17 protein-coding genes and 1 tRNA gene are annotated in these 16,993 nt (G+C 70.4%); 3 read left to right on the forward strand and 15 right to left on the reverse strand.

Annotation, left to right across the window (positions count from 1 at the left end; genetic code table 11):
* Positions 1–41: 41 nt before the first annotated feature.
* Positions 42–755 (reverse strand): 1-(5-phosphoribosyl)-5-[(5-phosphoribosylamino)methylideneamino]imidazole-4-carboxamide isomerase, encoded by a 714-nt coding sequence (gene hisA / locus LAJ19_RS11050; RefSeq protein ID WP_225475805.1) that lies wholly within the window; start codon positions 753–755, stop codon positions 42–44.
* A 58-nt stretch (positions 756–813) separates the two neighbouring features.
* Between hisA and LAJ19_RS11055 the strand changes: the two genes are divergently transcribed.
* On the forward strand, positions 814–1,962 hold the full coding sequence (locus LAJ19_RS11055) for a glycosyltransferase family 4 protein (protein WP_225475806.1): 1,149 nt from the start codon (positions 814–816) through the stop codon (positions 1,960–1,962).
* Between the two features lie 100 nt (positions 1,963–2,062).
* Here LAJ19_RS11055 and LAJ19_RS11060 read toward each other — a convergent pair.
* Positions 2,063–2,147: transfer RNA gene (locus LAJ19_RS11060), tRNA-Leu, on the reverse strand.
* A gap of 163 nt (positions 2,148–2,310) precedes the next feature.
* Positions 2,311–3,105, reverse strand: a complete 795-nt coding sequence (locus LAJ19_RS11065) for a VC0807 family protein (protein ID WP_225475807.1) — start codon at positions 3,103–3,105, stop codon at positions 2,311–2,313.
* A 449-nt stretch (positions 3,106–3,554) separates the two neighbouring features.
* Here LAJ19_RS11065 and LAJ19_RS11070 point away from each other — a divergent pair, with 449 nt between their 5' ends.
* Entirely contained in the window at positions 3,555–3,851 is a 297-nt protein-coding gene (locus LAJ19_RS11070; protein ID WP_225475808.1) for a hypothetical protein, read from the forward strand.
* A 43-nt stretch (positions 3,852–3,894) separates the two neighbouring features.
* On the opposite strand, the gene LAJ19_RS11075 is transcribed toward LAJ19_RS11070, so the two are convergent.
* The 6 genes from LAJ19_RS11075 to gatC form a co-directional block, all read right to left on the reverse strand.
* Positions 3,895–4,323, reverse strand: coding sequence for a hypothetical protein (locus LAJ19_RS11075; protein ID WP_225475809.1), 429 nt, complete (start codon positions 4,321–4,323; stop codon positions 3,895–3,897).
* Entirely contained in the window at positions 4,320–4,847 is a 528-nt protein-coding gene (locus LAJ19_RS11080) for a DinB family protein (RefSeq protein ID WP_225475810.1), read from the reverse strand. Before LAJ19_RS11080 ends, LAJ19_RS11075 begins: the two co-directional genes overlap by 4 nt.
* A 33-nt stretch (positions 4,848–4,880) precedes the next feature.
* Complete coding sequence (locus LAJ19_RS11085; RefSeq protein WP_225475811.1) at positions 4,881–6,791, reverse strand: endonuclease; 1,911 nt, start codon at positions 6,789–6,791, stop codon at positions 4,881–4,883.
* 66 nt (positions 6,792–6,857) lie between these two features.
* Positions 6,858–7,415 carry a hypothetical protein gene (locus LAJ19_RS11090; protein WP_225475812.1) on the reverse strand — a complete coding sequence of 186 codons (558 nt, stop codon included), beginning with the start codon at positions 7,413–7,415 and terminating at the stop codon, positions 6,858–6,860.
* Positions 7,416–7,489: 74 nt separating this feature from the next.
* Positions 7,490–8,767, reverse strand: a complete 1,278-nt coding sequence (gene serS, locus LAJ19_RS11095; RefSeq protein ID WP_225475813.1) for a serine--tRNA ligase — start codon at positions 8,765–8,767, stop codon at positions 7,490–7,492.
* Positions 8,767–9,060: an Asp-tRNA(Asn)/Glu-tRNA(Gln) amidotransferase subunit GatC gene (gatC, locus tag LAJ19_RS11100; protein WP_225475814.1), complete on the reverse strand. Its 294-nt coding sequence runs from the start codon at positions 9,058–9,060 to the stop codon at positions 8,767–8,769. Before gatC ends, serS begins: the two co-directional genes overlap by 1 nt.
* A 310-nt stretch (positions 9,061–9,370) precedes the next feature.
* On the opposite strand from gatC, the gene LAJ19_RS22080 reads away from it, so the two are divergent.
* Positions 9,371–9,991, forward strand: a complete 621-nt coding sequence (locus LAJ19_RS22080; protein WP_225475815.1) for a serine hydrolase — start codon at positions 9,371–9,373, stop codon at positions 9,989–9,991.
* 432 nt (positions 9,992–10,423) lie between these two features.
* Here the strand turns inward: LAJ19_RS22080 and mscL are convergent, their stop codons facing one another.
* The 6 genes from mscL to ribD all read right to left on the reverse strand — a co-directional run bounded on the left by mscL (position 10,424) and on the right by ribD (position 16,960).
* The gene (mscL, locus tag LAJ19_RS11110; RefSeq protein WP_225475816.1) at positions 10,424–10,822 is read right to left on the reverse strand and encodes a large conductance mechanosensitive channel protein MscL; all 399 of its coding nucleotides are present in this window, start codon (positions 10,820–10,822) and stop codon (positions 10,424–10,426) included.
* A gap of 90 nt (positions 10,823–10,912) precedes the next feature.
* Positions 10,913–12,412, reverse strand: coding sequence for a DUF512 domain-containing protein (locus LAJ19_RS11115; RefSeq protein ID WP_225523257.1), 1,500 nt, complete (start codon positions 12,410–12,412; stop codon positions 10,913–10,915).
* A 990-nt stretch (positions 12,413–13,402) separates the two neighbouring features.
* Positions 13,403–13,864, reverse strand: coding sequence for a 6,7-dimethyl-8-ribityllumazine synthase (ribH, locus tag LAJ19_RS11120; RefSeq protein WP_225475817.1), 462 nt, complete (start codon positions 13,862–13,864; stop codon positions 13,403–13,405).
* A gap of 61 nt (positions 13,865–13,925) precedes the next feature.
* Positions 13,926–15,131: a bifunctional 3,4-dihydroxy-2-butanone-4-phosphate synthase/GTP cyclohydrolase II gene (locus LAJ19_RS11125; protein WP_225475818.1), complete on the reverse strand. Its 1,206-nt coding sequence runs from the start codon at positions 15,129–15,131 to the stop codon at positions 13,926–13,928.
* Positions 15,128–15,787 (reverse strand): riboflavin synthase, encoded by a 660-nt coding sequence (locus tag LAJ19_RS11130; protein ID WP_225475819.1) that lies wholly within the window; start codon positions 15,785–15,787, stop codon positions 15,128–15,130. The genes LAJ19_RS11125 and LAJ19_RS11130 overlap by 4 nt, the downstream gene beginning before the upstream one ends.
* 66 nt (positions 15,788–15,853) lie before the next feature.
* On the reverse strand, positions 15,854–16,960 hold the full coding sequence (ribD, locus tag LAJ19_RS11135; protein ID WP_432804207.1) for a bifunctional diaminohydroxyphosphoribosylaminopyrimidine deaminase/5-amino-6-(5-phosphoribosylamino)uracil reductase RibD: 1,107 nt from the start codon (positions 16,958–16,960) through the stop codon (positions 15,854–15,856).
* Positions 16,961–16,993 lie beyond the last annotated feature (33 nt).

Below are 16,993 nucleotides of genomic sequence, written 5' to 3' on the forward strand. Positions count from 1 at the left end.
CGCCAGCCCCAGCCTGAACCGCGCAGGCCGTGCACGACTGATCAGTTCAGCTGGACCGGGTAGGGCAGTGTTCCCTCGTAGATGGCGCGGCCCACGATGGCGCCCTCAATGCGCTCCTCCCGGAGCAGCTGGACGTCCTCCACGTTCGCCACGCCGCCCCCCACGATCAGCGTGTTCGTCCACAACTGACGCACCTGCCGCATCAGGTCACGGTCCAGGCCCCGCAGGGTGCCGTCCCGCGTGACGTCCGTGAAGATCAGGGTTTCCAGGCCTGCGCCGGCCAGAGCTGGCGTCAGGTCGGCGACCATGACGCCGCTGCCCTGCGCCCAGCCGTGTGTGGCCACCTCCAGGCCCCGGGCGTCCAGACTCACGACCACCCGCTCCGGGCCGTGCGCGGCAATCAGGTCCCGCACGAGTTCCGGCTGCTGCACGGCGGCCGTGCCGATCACCACGCGCTCCACCCCCAGTTGCAGCAGGTCCTCGGCCGCCTCGCGGCTGCGGATGCCGCCGCCGACCTCCACGGGCACGCCCAGGTCCGCGGTGATGGCGCGGATCACGGCGCGGTTCTCACCGCGGCCTGTGGCGGCGTCCAGGTCCACGAGGTGCACCAGTCCGGCGCCCAGGTTCACCCAGTGGCGCGCGGCGTCCAGCGGCGAGTCGAAGTACACGGTCTCACGGTCCGGGTCGCCTTCAAACAGGCGCACGGCGCGGCCGGACTGGATGTCCACGCAGGGAATGATCAGCGGAGCACTCATGAAGCACAGGATACGGGGGCGGGTCGCGCGCGCGGAGCGGGGAGGCTACACTGCGCGCGTGCGCGTCGGGATTGTCACTGCCACCTACCTGCCGTCCCGGAACGGGGTGGCGACCAGCACCGCTCTGTTCGCCCGGGGGTTGCGTGACCGGGGGCATGAGGTGCGGCTCTTCGCGCCCCGTCACCCGCTGATGCCGCCGCACGAGGAGGGCGTGTACCGCCTGAATTCCTCGTTCGCGGGTGCGCGGGCGCTCGGCGCCCCGGCGGACTATCCGGTGATGCTGGCGCCGGGGCCGGTGCTCACGTCCCGCCTGCCGCTGCGGGATCTGGACGTGCTGCACACCATGCATCCGTTTCTGGCGGGGCAGCTGGCCCTGAAGTGGTCGCGGCTGTCGGGCGCGCCGGTGGTGTACACGGCGCACACGCAGTACGACCAGTACCTGCACTACGCGCCGATGCCCCGGCGGGTGGGGCGCGCAGTGCTGCGCCCGCACGTGAGTGCCTTCGCGCGCCGCGTGGACGCCGTGCTCGCCCCAGGGCGGGCGATGGTGGTGATGCTGCGCGAGTACGGGTTTGGTGGTCCGGTGGGCCTGCTGCCCAATCCGGTGGATCTCGCGTCATTCCGCGCGGCGGGGGGGGAGGCGTTCCGCGCGCAGTACCACGTGCCGGCCAGCGCGCCACTGGTGGTGTCGCTGGGGCGTCTGGCGCCGGAGAAGAATCTGGACGTGATGCTGCGCGCGTTCAGTCAGGCGCGCGCCAGCCGGCCGGACCTGCGGCTGCTGGTGGTCGGGGACGGCCCCAGCCGCGAACTGCTGGAACGGAACACGCCGGACGGAGTGGCGTTCACCGGACCGGTGCCGTACGCGCGGGTGCCTGAGGCGCTCGCTGCGGCAGATGTGTTCCTGACCGCCAGTACCAGTGAGGTGCTCCCCATGAGCATGATTGAGGCGCTCGCCGCGGGCGCGCCGCTGGTGGCTGCGCTCAGTCCCGCCGCGCTGGACCTGATCGAGGAAGGTGTGAACGGCACGGTGCGTGACGCCACGCCCGAAGCCCTGGCGAGCGGCCTGCTGGATACGCTGATGCCAGGGCGCCTGCCGGCCCTTCAGGCGGGAGCGCGGGCCAGTGCGGCGCGGTACGACCTGCCGGTGCGCGCCGCGGCGCTGGAGGCAGTGTACGAACAGGTTCTGCGGCGCCGGCGCCGCGCCTGAACCCCGGCAGGGACCCCGGAGGCCAGATCGCCCGGCTCTCAGCGCGGCCACGGGCGGCACAGACAAGAAGACCCTGGCATTTCAGCCAGGGTCTCCATTGTGGTGCCGAGGATGGGATTTGAACCCACACACCTCGCGGCGCTAGTCCCTGAAACTAGTGCGTCTACCAATTCCGCCACCTCGGCACACCTTGGTAATTCTTGCCCGCGCCTCGCAGCGCGTTTCAGGGCTCGCTCACTTTATAGGCGAGTGCCGGAACTGTCAACTCCCCGCCCCCCAGGCCCACTGGACCCCCACGGGAAAACCGCGCCTGGGGAGGCCCCGGGCGCGGTTGCAACGAGCGCCGGATCAGGCGACCGGCTCGCCCCGTTCACGCAGCCGTTCGGCGAGCTTGCCCGGCTCGAACAGGCTCGCGCCCTCACCGTAACGGGCCTTCACCGCCCGGTTCAGCAGCCACACGGCGCCCAGCACGCCCGCCAGGCTGATAAGCAGGCCCGGCACGCGCATCAGGGCGTTCACCTCGGCCACCTGCGCATTGAAGGCGTCCGTGCCGAACTTCGCAGTCACCCGGCTGTAATTCACGGCGCTGTTCACCACCCCACCGATCAGGTCCACCACGGCGAACACCACGGTCCCCAGCACCAGCCCGCGGTGAACGCCCGGGTCGCGCATGGCCGCCTGCGTGGCGGCGCGGTGCTCCGGGCTCTCCCCGATGGAGCTGGCGTCAATAAACACCCGGAACAGCGGCACGCTGGTCGCGGCGCTCAGCAGGAACAGCACGCCCGTCAGGTACGAGCGGGCGCTGTCCTTCACGGCGTACCAGAAGCCGTCCACGTACCAGAAGGCCAGCGCGCCGCTCAGCAGCGCGCCCGCCCCGCCGATCAGGGCCACAGGACTCACGTTGCGGTTCACGGCGAGGTCCCACACGACGTACCCGACGGGAATCAGCGCCGCCAGCAGGTACGCGCGGATGTTCCCGGCCGTGCCGCCGCCGAAGACCTGCTCGGCAATGCTGATGCCGCTGCCCAGGATGTTCGGACTGAGAATCATGATCGGAATCAGCAGCGTGAAGATCAGGTCCCAGACGGTCTTGGGCACGCGGGTTTTCCGGGCGGGCGTGGGGGTGGGGGCCGCTTGGCTCATGTGGGGCATTCTCTCACCTGCGGGTGAGGAGTGACGCAGCGCCCCGGGCGGCAACGTGAACCGCCCAGCGGGTACGCTGCCGGGCATGCACGTTCTGGAGGTGGTCCTGGTGTTTCTGCGCCTGGGCCTCACGAGTTCTGGCGGGCCCGTCGCGCACCCCGGGTGCCTCGAGAGGCGGCCGCCACCTGCAACGGCCTACGCGCAGCGGGTGGCGGCCGCGCATTTCCTGCCGGAGCCCAGCAGTTCGCAGGGGGGCGTCACGTTTCCCAGCGCGGTGCTGATGGCCACACTGGCTGTCACGCTGACCGGGCAGGACGTGGGCGGCACTGGCTGGCTGCCCGGCCTGAGGCTTGTGGCGGTGGTGGCGCAGCCTGTGACGGGCATGTGGTCGGCGCTGGTCACGGACCGCGTACGGGCGGGCCTGCCGCCACGCCCAGCGTCAGGCCTGCTTGGTCCTGCCAGGCGCCGCGCTGCTGGAAGAAGGCTTTCTCCCGGCCCTGCACCTGGGCGCAGACATGGGCGCTGCTGGGCACACTGGGCATGTTCCTGCCCGGCGCGGCGCGCGGGCCGCGCTGGCGGGCGTGGTGTGGCTGCCGATCTCAGCGCTGGACACGCCGGTCTTCACGGGAGCTGCGCGCAGCCCGTGGGATCTGGCGCTGGTAACGCTGGGCGACGCGGCCCTGCCAGCAGGCCGGATGCGGCGTGGGCAGTGGTGCTGGTCAGCGCTGCGCTGGGGTGGGTCCTGACCCCCTGGAAGCTGCCCCGGGTGGACCAACCGGGGCCGTGCGGTTACTCCAGGACGAAACGCAGGCCTTCTTCGAAGGTGACGCGCTGCACGTCCGTGCGGGAGACCACGACGTTGCGCCGCCACGGCATCCATTCGGTCTGGCCCTGGGCGCTGCGCAGGAATCCGCGCACGCCGACCTCCACGTACCGGGCCTCCCGACTCAGCAGCGCGGCCAGTGCGGCGCGCACGGCGTCCGGGTCGCTCAGCGGGCCGGTCAGGCGGGCGGCGGGCACCCCGGCGTCCGGGTCAGGCACGGCGGCACGGTCGGGACGGGTCGGGCTGGGGTGCGGGCGGTACAGGTCCACGGTGAAGCCGGGCAGGACGAGCAGGGCGGCGCGCGCCTGCGCTTCGGGCAGGGGCTGGGTGAAGGTGACGTGCATGTCCAGCTCGAAGCCGCGCTTGCCTTTGTCGGTGCGGGTGGACTGCGTCACGGCTGGGCGCTCCGCTCGAGGGACTGCCGGTGCTGGCGCAGGTGGGCGGCGAGCATGCGCGTCCAGTCCAGGGCGTCCAGCGCCCCGAAGTACGGGTGCCAGAGTGTCCGGTCTGGGGTTTCACGCAGGTTCTGCACCACCTGCAGCAGCTGCGTGCGGCTCTGCACCCAGCGGCCGTCCAGTTCCGTCCAGGCCAGGCCGGTCTCACTGGGGCGGGTGTGGAGCGGCGCGATGCGGCGCCCGTCCGGGGTGAGTTCGCCCGGCACCTGGGGTGTGGGCCGCAGCTCGCGTTCAGAGAGCAGCAGTGCGACGCCGCGCGCCACCCCATCGTTGATCAGCAGGACGTGTTCGGCCTCCTGTGCGGGGCTCCAGTCGCGGCCGGGCTGCACCTGCGTCCAGTCGGCCTGCCGGGTGTGCAGGTGCGCCTCGAACCGGTCGAGTTCCGTGTGCAGCCGGGTGCGCACGTCGTCTGGCGTGGCGCCCAGGGCGGCCAGCACCGAGCGGTCGGTCAGGGTTTGGGTCATGGAGGCAGTGTACGCCGCAGCGGCGCGGGCGGCTCAGGCGCCCAGGCCCGCGCTGAAGTTCACGTGCGCCGCCCACTCCGGGTGGTCGATCAGGGGGTTGCGGTTGCCCTGCGTGGCGTGAATGGCGGCGTTCCGGTGGCGTTCCCAGTCGCCGGGTTCCTCGGCGGCGTGCCAGGCCAGCAGGGTCTGCAGGTGCCGCGGCGCGTAGGTGCGGATCACGCCGGGGTAGCGCAGCAGGAAGTACAGCGTGGCGCGGGCCGCGGCGCCCTTGCCACGCGCCGGTTCGAACTCTCCGGGTTCGCGCCGGCCGCATGCGCTGCGGATCACCTCGCCGTAATCGGGGAAGTCGAAGTACGGTGTGTTGCCGCGGAAGGAATTGCAGTCCGGTTCGCACGCGAACAGGTGATGCAGGTCCCCGCGCATGGGTTCGGCCTTCCCGAACCAGCTTTGCGGCACCACGTGCTCGCAGTTGTAGGGCAGGGCGTCTTCCAGGGCGTCTGCGTTCAGGGCTTCCTGCGCCGCCAGGCGTTCACGCCGCTCGGCCGCGGCCCGGTCCGCACGGATGAGCTCCTGAGGGGCGTGCACCTGCCCGGAGTACAGGCTGCGCAGTTGCCCGTCGGGCCACAGGTCCACCCAGGGGTACAGGTGCGTGGCGGGGTCGTAGCGGCGCGGGCGGGTGTGGGTGCGCTGCACCAGGTCGCTCAGCGCGGCGAAGTCCGGCTGCTCGGGCAGGCCGGCGTAGTACGCGCTCACCTGCCCGGTGTCCGCAGGGTCGAGGTAGGGCCGGTCAGGCTGGGGCTCGCCGGCCGGGGGCGCGGCGTTCACGCGGAGCGTGACGTTCAGCGGGAGGGTGACCCGCCCGTCCGGGCCGGGCGTCAGGGTGCCCAGGTCCAGCGTGAGCGGGGTGGCGCCGCTGCGCTCCTCGGCAGTCGGGTCGGGGCGGGGGGCGCGGAGGACCTCCTGAATGAGGGCGCTGCTGGCTTCCGGACGGCCGCGCAGGTCTTGCAGCAGGCGGCTGACTCGGACGCCCTCATTGGCGATCCAGTCGATCTCGGTATCGGGTGTGCCGGGCGCGGCAGGCTGGCCGTCGCGGCGCAGCACGCGCCCCTGCGCGTCCCGGCGCGGCACGCCGCTGTGGTGCAGGGCCACGACTTCCCAGGCGTCGTTGAAGACCGGGCTGCCGCTGCTGCCGGGGGCGGTGTCGGTCTCGTAGTGCAGGAAGTCCGGCAGGCGGTCCACGAGGCGGTTTTCGCGCAGCGCCACCTGCTTGGGCTCGCCGCTGGGGTGCTGGATGATGCTCAGCGCCTCCCCGATTACGTGTTTGTCGGCGCTGCCGAAGCACGGCAGCCACCCGAAGGGACGGGTGTCGCCGGTGACGGCCACCAGGGTGTAGTCCAGAGGTTCGCTCGTGATGAACAGCGTGTCGGGATCCAGGGGCAGGGTCACGCGGTCGCGCAGGGTACCGTCGGGCCGCAGTTCGTAGTTGAATTCCACCACGGCGGTCCGGGCGTCTGCAGCGCTTTCCAGGACGTGATGGTTGGTGATCAGCACCCGCGGACTGCACAGCCAGCCGGTGCCGTAGCCCAGGGTGCGCCCCTGGGGGGTGCGCAGCACCACGCGGCCCACGGCGCGCGTCGCGCTGCGCGCGAGGTCCAGGTACGCGACGCCGACGAGATCATTGGCGCCCAGCAGGCGTTCCAGGCTCAGGCGGGTTTCGTCCGGAAGGCGCGCGGCCAGCAGGGCGGGGTCCTCGCGGCCCTCCACAACGGCCTGCGCGTCGGGCAGGGAGACCCCCAGACGGGTCAGGCGAGCCTCGACGCGCTGCGGGGCGTCAGCGGTCAGGATGCTGCCGGTGTTCAGGCGTTCCAGGTGCACACCGCGGGGCGCGGAACGGTCGAGGAAACGGGCCTGGGTGCCGCGCAGCACGTCTGGTGGGGTGTCCATACGGCCAGCATACCCTTACGCTTTGATAAGAAACCTACACCTTTATTTCACCACAAGCGGATTGCTTCAGCCCTGCTGCCACCCCGCCCAGACGCCCAGCGGCCCTGCGCCCGCCACACCACAGCGCGCCCGGAAAGCCACGCCGCCCGGGGTGCGCCAGCGGCTCAGGGGCTGCGCCGGCCCGTACACGTCCGGGTCGCGCGCCTGCGCGTTCAGACCAGCCTCCATACACGCCCGGACGGCCTGCGCCGTGAAGCGCCGCCCGGTGAGCGACTGCAGAAACAACGCCGCCTCCCGCTGCTCTGCCGGGCTCAGCCGGGTGCCGCGCGCCGCTCCGGGCTTAAGCAGCCTCGCGCCACTCACCCGGCCGCCAGGCCGCACATCCAGCTCCAGCTGCCACCCGGCTCCCGCCCGGTACACGCGCCGCGTGCCGTTCCCCCAGCCCACGGTGTCCGGGCCGTTCACCTGAACCGACACCAGCTGGCAGCCCACCGCACGGCAGAACCCCGTCTGCCCGACCGGTCCGGCCCGGTCCAGCCACGCGGGTTCCGGCACTCCACCTCCCGCTGCGGCGCCCGGCGCCAGCAGTCCCAGTGCCAGGACCAGCAGTGTCACACCCTTCATGCCCGCAGCGTACTGAAAAGACGCCGGGCAGACCGCCGCATGTGCCTGCAGTGGTCCGCCCGGCGTCCCGCGGATCAGCGAACCGGCTGGCCCAGCGTGGCCCTGCCGCCCAGGTACGGCCGCAACGCTTCCGGAACCCGGACAGTTCCGTCGGCCTGCTGGTGGTTTTCCAGCAGGGGCACCAGAATCCGCGGCGCCGCAACCCCGGTGTTATTCAGGGTGTGTGCATACACCAGTTTGCCCTGCTCGTCGCGGTAGCGCAGCCCGGTGCGCCGCGCCTGCCAGTCGCCCAGGTACGAGCAGGAGTGCGTTTCGCGGTACTTCTCCTCGCTGGGCACCCACGTCTCAATGTCGTACATCAGGACCTTGCCGGCCCCCATGTCACCGGTGCAGTTCTGAACCACCCGGTAGGGCAGCTCCAGCGCCTGCAGCAGCGCCTCGGCGTTCCCCAGCAGCGTGTGGAACCAGCCCAGGGCCTCGTCCTCGTCGGCGCGGCACAGGACGTACTGCTCGACCTTGCGGAACTCATGCACGCGAATCAGCCCGCGCACGTCCCGCCCCGCCGAGCCCGCCTCGCTGCGGAACGCCGCGCTGATCGCCGCGAAGGCCATGGGCAGCTGCTCCAGGCTCAGCTGTTCCCCGGCGTACAGGCTGTTCACAGGCACCTCGGCGGTGCCGGCGAGCATCAGTTCGTCGCCCTCAATCTTGTACACCTGGTCTTCCCCGCCAGGGAAGTGCCCACTGCCCACGAATGCGTCGGGCCGGGCGAGCGCCGTCGTGGACAGGGGCGTGAAGCCCCGCGCGCGCAGGAAGTCCATGGCGAACATCAGCACCGCCATTTCCAGCATGACGGCCTCTCCCTTCAGGAGGTAGCTGCGGCTGCCGGACACGCGCGCCACACGCTCAGGGTCACTCCAGCCCTGCCGCTCCAGCAGCTCCACGTGATCCAGCGGCGTGAACGCGAAGGTCGGCGCGGTGCCTTCACGGCGCAGCTCGACGTTATCAGCGTCATCCGCGCCGACCGGCACGCTGCTGTGCGGAATGTTCGGCACGCGCAGCAGCAGCTGCCTGAGGTTGTCCTCGTGAGCGCGCAGCGCGGGGTCCAGCGCCTTGATCTCCTCCGCCAGATCCTTACCTTTCTGGATCAGCGCCGGGCGCTCCTCAGGCGTGGCTTTCGGCACCAGTTTCGCGTTCGCGTTGCGTTCGGCCTGCATGGCCTCCACCCGCTGCCTGAGGTCCACCAGTTCACGGTCCACGCGCAGCAGGTCGTCAATGTCCAGGGTCACGCCCTTGACCTGCGCGGCGTGCTTCACCACACCAGCATTCTCACGGATGAACTTCAGGTCCAGCATCAGTCGGCCTCCACGGTGCGGGGCACGCGCACGTGCCCGTCCGGCATACTCTCAGGCGCCAGGGCCGTGACGACCGCCACGGGAAACGCCTCGCCGGGCTGATCGTCACGCAGGACGTTCACGAGCGTCACGGGACGCTGCATTTCCTCCACGCCCGTCGTGTCGATCTCCCCCAGCTGCTCGAAGTACCCCAGGACGCGCCCGAGATCCTCGGCCATGGACACGCGTTCCTCCGGAGTCAGGTGCAGCCGCGCAAGCTGCGCGAGGTGGTCGATCTGGGCCGCGTCAATCATGGGGGAAAGTATAGGGGGAGGGGCGGGAACCCGCACCCGCCACCGGGCCTATCCGTCTGCACGCGACCTCCCGCCGCTCTGCTGAGCAGGCCGGTGCAGGCCGACCGGTTCACCCTGGCCCTTCTGGCGCAGATGCCGGCCCCCCGCGCTGAAGCGCCAGCTGGTTGAGGCTGACCCGCCCAGGCCGGGCCGCTGGCGAGCGTGCAGGAGCCGCCGGGAGAGGGGCAGGTCAGGTGGTGTTCGGGCACGGCACGCTGAAACCCGTGGGAACCCTCGACGCCCAGGGCGCTCCGCCGGCCTGCTGCGCCGCATGGTCACAGGCCCTCTGGACCCAGCGCTGTTTGCACCCTCGTGCCTGCAGGCGGTGCCCGAAGCGCAGCTGCGCGCCCGGTACGGCGAGGGAAGGGACGTGCAGGTGCCCGAGCAGAACAGCGCCCTGGACTCTGAGCGCGGCGCCCTGAACGAGCAGGCCCGTGTGAGTCTCCTGGTCCTGGCCCCTGTTACACCGGACGTGACCTTCCCCTCTCTGCCAGAAGGGCGCGGCCTTCGCTGCCCGGCCAGGGCAGGCTGCTGGGGCAGAAGGCACGCCGCGCCACGCCCGCCGAGGTCCGGAACGCCATACGGCCCCGGGGCAGTCGGCGCGGCGTTCAAACTGGCGAACCCGGCCAAACTTCAAGCGAGGGTGCAGGGCAGGACGCTGCGCTGGACGGGTAAGCTTGTACTTACGGGCACCGACCGGAGCCTGCCCGGGGGCTCCGTGCACACCGCGCCGACCGGCAGCCGCCCCACGCCGCGTGACCTTGCCGCGCGCATGATCCCGCAGCGTGACAACACGGCCACGGACCTGCTGCTTGGCGCCGCAGGTCCGTGGCCGTCGAGGCCCGCGTCGAGCAGCCGGCTTTGCCCAGCACCTGCGAAGGCTTCGCTCTAAGGACCTCCGCAGACGTCGCCCTGCTGCGTGAATACCGCGCCGCGGCCCTGAACGCCCCCGCAGGACGCGAGGTGTTCGCCCAGGCACCTGTGGCTCCCCTGCCTGAACGCGGCCGCTCCCCGGCAGACGGTGGCCCGCGACGTGGAGTGGTTCGCCAGCACCACGCCCCTGTGCCGCTGATGGCGGCCGTGACCAGCCTGCCGGAAACGCAGCTGAACCCGGGAGTGGCCGACCCGGCCGAGTTCACCCGCATGAGGTGCAAGGGCGGCTGGCCCGGGGCTGAAGCACACCCTGCAGGTCAGGACGACAGGCAGGCGCACATCCTGCGTGAGCGCCCCTGGAATGACGCACCCCCTCCCCCTGGACGAGCCGCAGTTCGGCAGGCTCTGCAGCGGGCTCCTGAGGTTCCTGTACTGGCCCCGGGCCGGAGGGTCAGGCCCGCCGGCGCAGTTCGTCGCGAATCTCGGCGAGCAGTTTCTCCTGGGTGCTGGGCTCTGCCGTGGCCGGCTTCTCCTGCCGCCTGAAGCGGTCCATCACGGCGTTCATGGGGGTCACCACCAGCAGGTACACGACGAGCGCCGTGAGGAAAAAGTTGATCAGCGCCGTGATGAAGGCCCCGTAATCCACCGTGATCGCGTCCACGCCCGGCGCGGCGGCGCGCACGACCAGCTGGCCTGCCACGGCGCCGCCCGTCACGACTTTCACCAGCGGGTCAATGAACGACTTCGTGAAGGTGCTGACCAGACCGTTGAACGCCGCGCCGATCACCACGCCCACCGCGAGGTCCACCACATTGCCGCGCAGCAGGAACTTCTGAAACCCATGAATCATGCTGCCAGTGTGGCAAGAACCGGGCGGCAGCGGCAAACACCGCGCCCCGGCTGAGCAGCCGGGGCGCAGGGCGTGGCCGTTCAGCGGATCTCAGGCCTGACCGCGCGCCGCCTGCCCGGTGGGCAGCGCGGTGTCCTTCACGGCGTGGGCACTCATGCCCCACTGGGGGCCGCTGCTGTGCGCGCCCTGCAGAATCACGCGCGCCAGTTCGCCCAGCGTCGCGCCGCCCGCGCGGATGTCCATACGCAGCTCCTGCCGCAGTTCACTGAGGCTCACGTCGTCCAGCATGAGTTCCGTGCCGTAGCGCAGCGTGGTGGGCGGCACGATCAGCAGGTCCGCCTCGCCGGGCGTCACGGCGTGCCGGAAGCAGCGGCCGGTGAGCAGACCCGCGACGGTCGTGACTTTCCCGAAGGTCTTGTTCTCCACGGCGCGCACCTCCAGGGTCAGGCCCTCAATGGCCCGCAGGGGGGCCACGGCGCGGTCCAGGGACTCCGCGAACAGCGTGCCGGTGCCCAGAATCACGCGGCGCGGTTCAGGCAGCGCTGCCGGCAGCTCGGGCAGCGCCTCGGTGAGAAAATCGCGGATCATGCCCACGCCGTTTTCCAGCATGGGGAAGCCCTCGTACTCTTCCTCGGCGGGCAGCGGCTCGCCGGCCAGGAGGTACAGTTCGTCGCTGGGGAACACGAAACGCGTGCCGCGTTCCGCGAGGAACTGCTTGCGCCAGACGTTCAGGCGCCGCAGGGTGTCCTGCGCTTCTTCACGCGTGAACGTCCGGACGTCCGGCAGGTTCGTGCGGTGGCTGGTCAGGCCGATGGGCACCACGGCCGCGCTGATCACGTTCGGGCGGCTGGACAGGTACTCGACCGTCTCGTCGAGGTTCTCGCGGTCGTTGCGTTCCGGGACCAGCACGATCTGCGTGTACAGGTCAATGCTGTCCAGGCGCTCGATCATGGAGCGGATCTGTACGGCCTGCGGGTCTTTCACCTTCAGACGCCACCACTTCATCATGTCCTGCCGCAGGTCCTGGTTGGCGGTGTGCACACTGACGTACAGCGGCGAGAGGTTCTCGTTCTCAATGCGCTGAATGTCGTGCTCGGACAGGTTGGTCAGCGTCACGAAGGAGCCGTACAGGAACGACAGGCGGTAGTCGTCATCCATGATGTACAGGCTCTTGCGGAACCCGCGGGGCATCTGGTGCACGTAGCAAAAGTCGCACTTGTTCGCGCATTTCTTGATGCCGTCGAACAGCACCTCTTCAAATTCCAGGCCCGGGTCCTCCCACTCAACGGCGAAGGTGAAGGTATCGTCGAGGCTCGGCGCGCTGGGCAGCATCAGGCGGTGGTGGTCCTGCGCGGTGCCGGGCACGCCGGTCATCACGCGCGGCGCTTCTTTCGGCCGGGCAATTTCCAGTGTTGCGCGGCCCTGGGACAGCAGATGCCGGTACGCGAGGACATCCGTGACGGCCTGCCCATTGACCCGCATGAGCACGTCGCCGGGCTGCACGCCCGCGCGTTCGGCCGCGCTGCCTCTCTCCACGCTCTTGATCGGTGCGGGATACACCTGTTCCTGAATCTGTTCGGCTGCCGTCACGTTTTCTTTCACCCCACTTTCGATTTTGCTGTGGGACTCAGGCACGGCCCCTCATCAAGCACAGCAGCATAACAGCCGCCATGATCTCCGGGTGTGACGCGGCACCGATTCAACCGCTCCGGACCCGCATGGCCGGACAGCCCTGCCGGAACAGTTCAGGCCTCCGGGAGCATGAACGGGCCCGTGACCGGGGCGGGTATCAGCGGCCCCGCCCTGCCCCGGCGGGGCCTGCCCGCACCGGTTCACGAGGCGTCCCGTTCTTCCCTGTCGAAGCCCCCGAGCGGCCGCCTGATCATCAGCAAGGATGCCCGTCAGATCACTCTCCTGACCGGCCCGCAGGCTCGTGAATGCCAAGGACCGCGTTGCCTGCGCCCGGGACCTTCTGACGCCCGAAGTGACTCTCGTGGGCTCCGGGCAGATTACGTATACGTACCGGGGCCTGACAACCACCGAACTGGCGCGAGAGGCCCAGGACTCAACAACGAATCCCGGGAGGCAGTGGCCGCCTCACGTTCTTCCTGTTGCGCCGGACCGGACGTACAGGCACGCCCTGACTGACGGTGAGCCTGGGCAGACTCAAGCCGACGGACCTGCTGCGCTCCTACCCTGACTTCCCGGACCGGGTGAGCGAACCCCGTGTCCGCACGCAGGAGCATCACCTGCCCCTGGCAGAACCGAGTGCTCCTGCTCCTCTCCCCCACTGGCACTGCGGACGGGCCGTGGTGATCGGCAACGCTGCGAATGCCATCACCCCAAAGCCCGGGCGGGACGCCGCGATGGCGTGCAGGACGCCGACCCGCTCGCCCAGGGGCGTCCTCAGCGGCAGGGTGCAGGAGTCCAGGCAGACGGGGCAGACCGGGCAGGCACGCAGGGCCGCGCACCTGCTGAGTCACCTGATTGTGAAGTGCAGCCCGGAGCCCGCGCGGCCGCGCATCCAGTTGTTCGACAGTGCCGGAAACCAGATTGATGTCCGGCTGTCGCGGCGCAGCCTTAGACCTGACGCAGCAGGTTCACTGTCTCGATCATGGCCAGGACCGACTCGGCGCCCTTGTTTCCGGCTTTGATGCCTGCGCGGTTCAGGGCCTGCTCGACCGTGTCGGTGGTCAGCACCCCAAAGGCCACGGGCACGCCGGTGTGCAGGCTGGTGTTCAGGATGCCGCTCGCGGCGCTGCCCGCCACGAAATCGTAGTGGTCGGTGTCGCCCTTGATGACGGCGCCCAGGCACACCACGGCGTCGTAGCGGCCGCTCTCGGCGAGTTTGCGGGCCACCAGCGGCACCTCGTGGCTGCCGGGGGCGAGGTAGTGGTCGAGGTGCTCGGTTTTGCCGCCGTGCTGCACGAACGCCAGTTCCGCGCCTTCCACGAGGCGGTCCACGATCAGGTGATTCCAGCGGGTGCTGACAATGGCGAATTTCAGGTCGGTGGCAAGCAGGTGGGCTTCAATTCGGTTCATGGTGACGCTCCTTGAGGGAAAGAGGGGGGCCGGTTGAGGCAGACGCGGCGTTCACCCGGGTTCAGTCGCCGGTGCCGTCGGTGCCGATATGACCGAGTTTCTCGGCCTTTGTGCTGAGGTAGGCGGTGTTGTGCTCATTGTGTCCGGCGTGCAGTGGCACGCGTTCCACGACTTCCAGGCCGAAACCACCCAGGGAGTGCAGTTTGCGGGGGTTGTTCGTCAGAACCCGCAGCTGCCGTGCGCCGAGAATGTGCAGCATCTGCGCGCCGATCCCGAAGTCGCGCGCGTCGGCGGGGAAGCCCAGTTGCAGGTTCGCTTCGACGGTGTCTGCGCCGCCGTCCTGCAGGTGGTAGGCGCGGATCTTGTTCAGCAGCCCGATGCCGCGGCCTTCCTGGCGCAGGTACACGAGCACGCCGCGGCCTTCCTGGGCGATGGCGCGCATCGCGGCGTCCCGCTGCGGGCCGCAGTCGCAGCGCAGGGAATGAAAGCCGTCGCCGGTCAGGCATTCGCTGTGCACGCGTACGAGCAGCGGCTCAGGCGTCACGTCGCCCATGACCAGAGCAACGTGCTCGGCGCCGCTGAGGGAGTCCTCAAAGCCCACGATGCGGAATTCGCCGTACTCGGTGGGCAGTTTTGCCTCGGCCACGAGCCGCATGAAGGGGTCGTGCTCGATGCGGTGCGCAATGAGTGCCTCGATGCTGCCGACTTTCAGGTTGTGCTGCGCCCCGAACGTCAGGAGGTCCGGGAGGCGGCTCATCTCGCCGGAGTCGTTCATGATCTCGCAGATCACGCCGACCGGCGCGAACCCCGCGAGCCGGGCGAGATCGCACGCGGCTTCCGTATGCCCGGCGCGGCGCAGCACGCCGCCGGCCCGTGCGACCAGCGGGAAGATGTGCCCGGGCCGGCGGAAGTCGCTGGGGCCGGCGTCCTTGCTGAGCAGCGCGGCGATGGTGGCGGCGCGGTCGAAGGCGCTGATGCCGGTGGTGTTGCTCACGTGGTCCACGCTTACGGTGAAGGCCGTGCCGTTCGGGTCGGTGCTGCGGCCCACCATGGGCGTCAGGTCCAGCGCCTGCGCGCGCTCGGGGGTCAGGGTGACGCAGATCAGGCCGCGGCCCTCGCGGGCCATGAAGTTCACCCACTCGGGCGTGGCGGTCGCGGCGGGCATCAGCAGGTCGCCTTCGTTCTCGCGGTTCTCGTCGTCCACGAGAATCACGGGCCGGCCGGCGCGGAGTTCCGCGAGCAGTTCGGGAATGGAGGCGAGGGTCATGCGCTCACCTCCGTCGTGCCGGGCGCGGGCGGCGTCCAGTCCCGCATGAGCAGCAGCCGCTCGAGGTACTTGGCCATCTGGTCGGCTTCCAGGTTCACGGGGGTGCCCGCCTGCCAGGTGTGCAGGGTGGTGACCTCCAGGGTGTGCGGCACCAGCCACAGCGTGAACTCGTCGGCGCGCAGGTCCGCGCGGCTGCCGGCGGGGCCGCCGACGTCCACCACGGTGAGACTCACGCCGTCCACGGTGACGCTGCCTTTGGGCACAAGGTAGCGCGCCAGGGGGGCGGGGGCGCGAACGGTCATGGTGTACGCGCCGGGCTGCTCGTCCACGCGCGTGATCATGCCCACGCCGTCCACGTGGCCGCTGACCACGTGCCCGCCGAAACGGGCGTGGGCGGTCATGGCGCGCTCCAGGTTGACCTTGGCGCCGTCCTGCCAGTGCGGAGCGGTTTTGGCCAGGGTTTCGCGGCTGAGGTCCACGGTGAAGCCTGCGTCATCCCAGGCGGTGACGGTCAGACAGGTGCCGTTCACGGCGATACTCTCGCCGAGGTCCACGTCAGGCCACATGCGTGCGGGATGAATGGTGACGGTCAGGTTGCCTTCGTTCTCGCTGGTGCGGGCAATGCGTCCCAGCTGTTCAATGATTCCGGTAAACATGGTGAACCTCGGCTGGAGGCAGCGGGGCGCGCGCGCGGGCCCGTCCTCCGCAGTGAAGGGGAACGCTCAGAGGCGCGGGATGTCGCTCAGGCGCCCGGTGACCAGCACGTCCGGACCCACGGTCCCGACGGTGATGTCCTGGAGCACCTGTGCGTGCGCCATGGGCCGTTCGGGCCCGAGGAGTGGACTCTGCCCGGCGCCCAGCAGTTTCGGGGCGATGAACACCCGCACCTCATCCACCAGGCCCGCGGAGAGGAACGCGGTGAGCAGCCGCGGACCGCCTTCGAGCAGCAGGGTGCTGATGCCCAGGCCACCCAGTTGACGCAGGGCGCCGTGAATCGTCTCGGCGCGGATGACGGTCACCCCGGCGGCCTCGAGTGCCCCGGCGTCCGCTTGCTGCGCGGTGACCAGGATCGCGCCGGGGCGGATGGCCGCGGCGTCCGGGGGAACGCGCCCACTGCGGCTGAACAGTACGGGGCGTGGGTCCCGGCCGCCCGGCACGCCGCGCGTTGTCAGGGCCGGATTGTCCAGGGCCAGCGTGCCTGCGCCCACGGCAATGGCGTCCAGTTCGTTGCGCCAGCGCATGGTGAGGTCCCGTGTCGCGTCGCCGCTTACCGCGCCGCGGCCCTCGTTCAGGGCGGCCACCCGGCCGTCCAGGGTCATGGCGTACTTCGCCACCACCCAGGGCTGTCCCCGCACGATCAGGCTGCGGAACCCGGCCTGCTGCCGCGTCGCTTCGGCGTCCAGCACGCCGACCGTGACGTCAATGCCTGCGGCGCGCAGTTTCTGCACACCTCGGCCTGCCACCTGCGGGTTCGGGTCGAGGGCCGCCACGACCACACGGGTCACGCCCGCGTCGATCAGGGCGTCGGCGCAGGGGGGCGTGCGGCCAAAGTGAGCGCAGGGTTCCAGCGTCACGTACGCCGTCGCGCCGCGCGCCGCGCCGCCTGCTGCGCGCAGCGCAAACACCTCCGCGTGCGGCTCACCGGCCTTCGGGTGGAACCCGCGGCCCACGACCTCGCCGCCGCGCACGATGACGCATCCGACGGGCGGGTTCGGCGCGGTGCGTCCCAGGCCTCTGGCCGCCTCGGCGAGTGCCTCCCGCATCCACGTGAGGTCCGCGCCGGTGACCGCCTCCACCCCGGGTGGGGGCGGTGCATTTCCATCATTCATGAGCTGTCGCCGCCCGCCGGGGTGGCAGGGCAG

This window comes from Deinococcus taeanensis (genome assembly GCF_020229735.1).
In the GTDB taxonomy this organism is placed as follows: domain Bacteria; phylum Deinococcota; class Deinococci; order Deinococcales; family Deinococcaceae; genus Deinococcus; species Deinococcus taeanensis.

Coding starts and splice junctions, on each gene's coding strand:
- serS (WP_225475813.1), bottom strand. CDS start 8,767: ATGCTGGACCTGAAGTTCATCCGTGAGAATGCTGGTGTGGTGAAGCAC.
- mscL (WP_225475816.1), bottom strand. CDS start 10,822: ATGATTCATGGGTTTCAGAAGTTCCTGCTGCGCGGCAATGTGGTGGAC.
- LAJ19_RS11090 (WP_225475812.1), bottom strand. CDS start 7,415: ATGAAGGGTGTGACACTGCTGGTCCTGGCACTGGGACTGCTGGCGCCG.
- ribH (WP_225475817.1), bottom strand. CDS start 13,864: ATGAACCGAATTGAAGCCCACCTGCTTGCCACCGACCTGAAATTCGCC.
- LAJ19_RS22080 (WP_225475815.1), top strand. CDS start 9,371: ATGGTCACAGGCCCTCTGGACCCAGCGCTGTTTGCACCCTCGTGCCTG.
- LAJ19_RS11125 (WP_225475818.1), bottom strand. CDS start 15,131: ATGACCCTCGCCTCCATTCCCGAACTGCTCGCGGAACTCCGCGCCGGC.
- ribD (WP_432804207.1), bottom strand. CDS start 16,960: ATGAATGATGGAAATGCACCGCCCCCACCCGGGGTGGAGGCGGTCACC.
- hisA (WP_225475805.1), bottom strand. CDS start 755: ATGAGTGCTCCGCTGATCATTCCCTGCGTGGACATCCAGTCCGGCCGC.
- LAJ19_RS11085 (WP_225475811.1), bottom strand. CDS start 6,791: ATGGACACCCCACCAGACGTGCTGCGCGGCACCCAGGCCCGTTTCCTC.
- LAJ19_RS11065 (WP_225475807.1), bottom strand. CDS start 3,105: ATGAGCCAAGCGGCCCCCACCCCCACGCCCGCCCGGAAAACCCGCGTG.
- LAJ19_RS11080 (WP_225475810.1), bottom strand. CDS start 4,847: ATGACCCAAACCCTGACCGACCGCTCGGTGCTGGCCGCCCTGGGCGCC.
- gatC (WP_225475814.1), bottom strand. CDS start 9,060: ATGATTGACGCGGCCCAGATCGACCACCTCGCGCAGCTTGCGCGGCTG.
- LAJ19_RS11130 (WP_225475819.1), bottom strand. CDS start 15,787: ATGTTTACCGGAATCATTGAACAGCTGGGACGCATTGCCCGCACCAGC.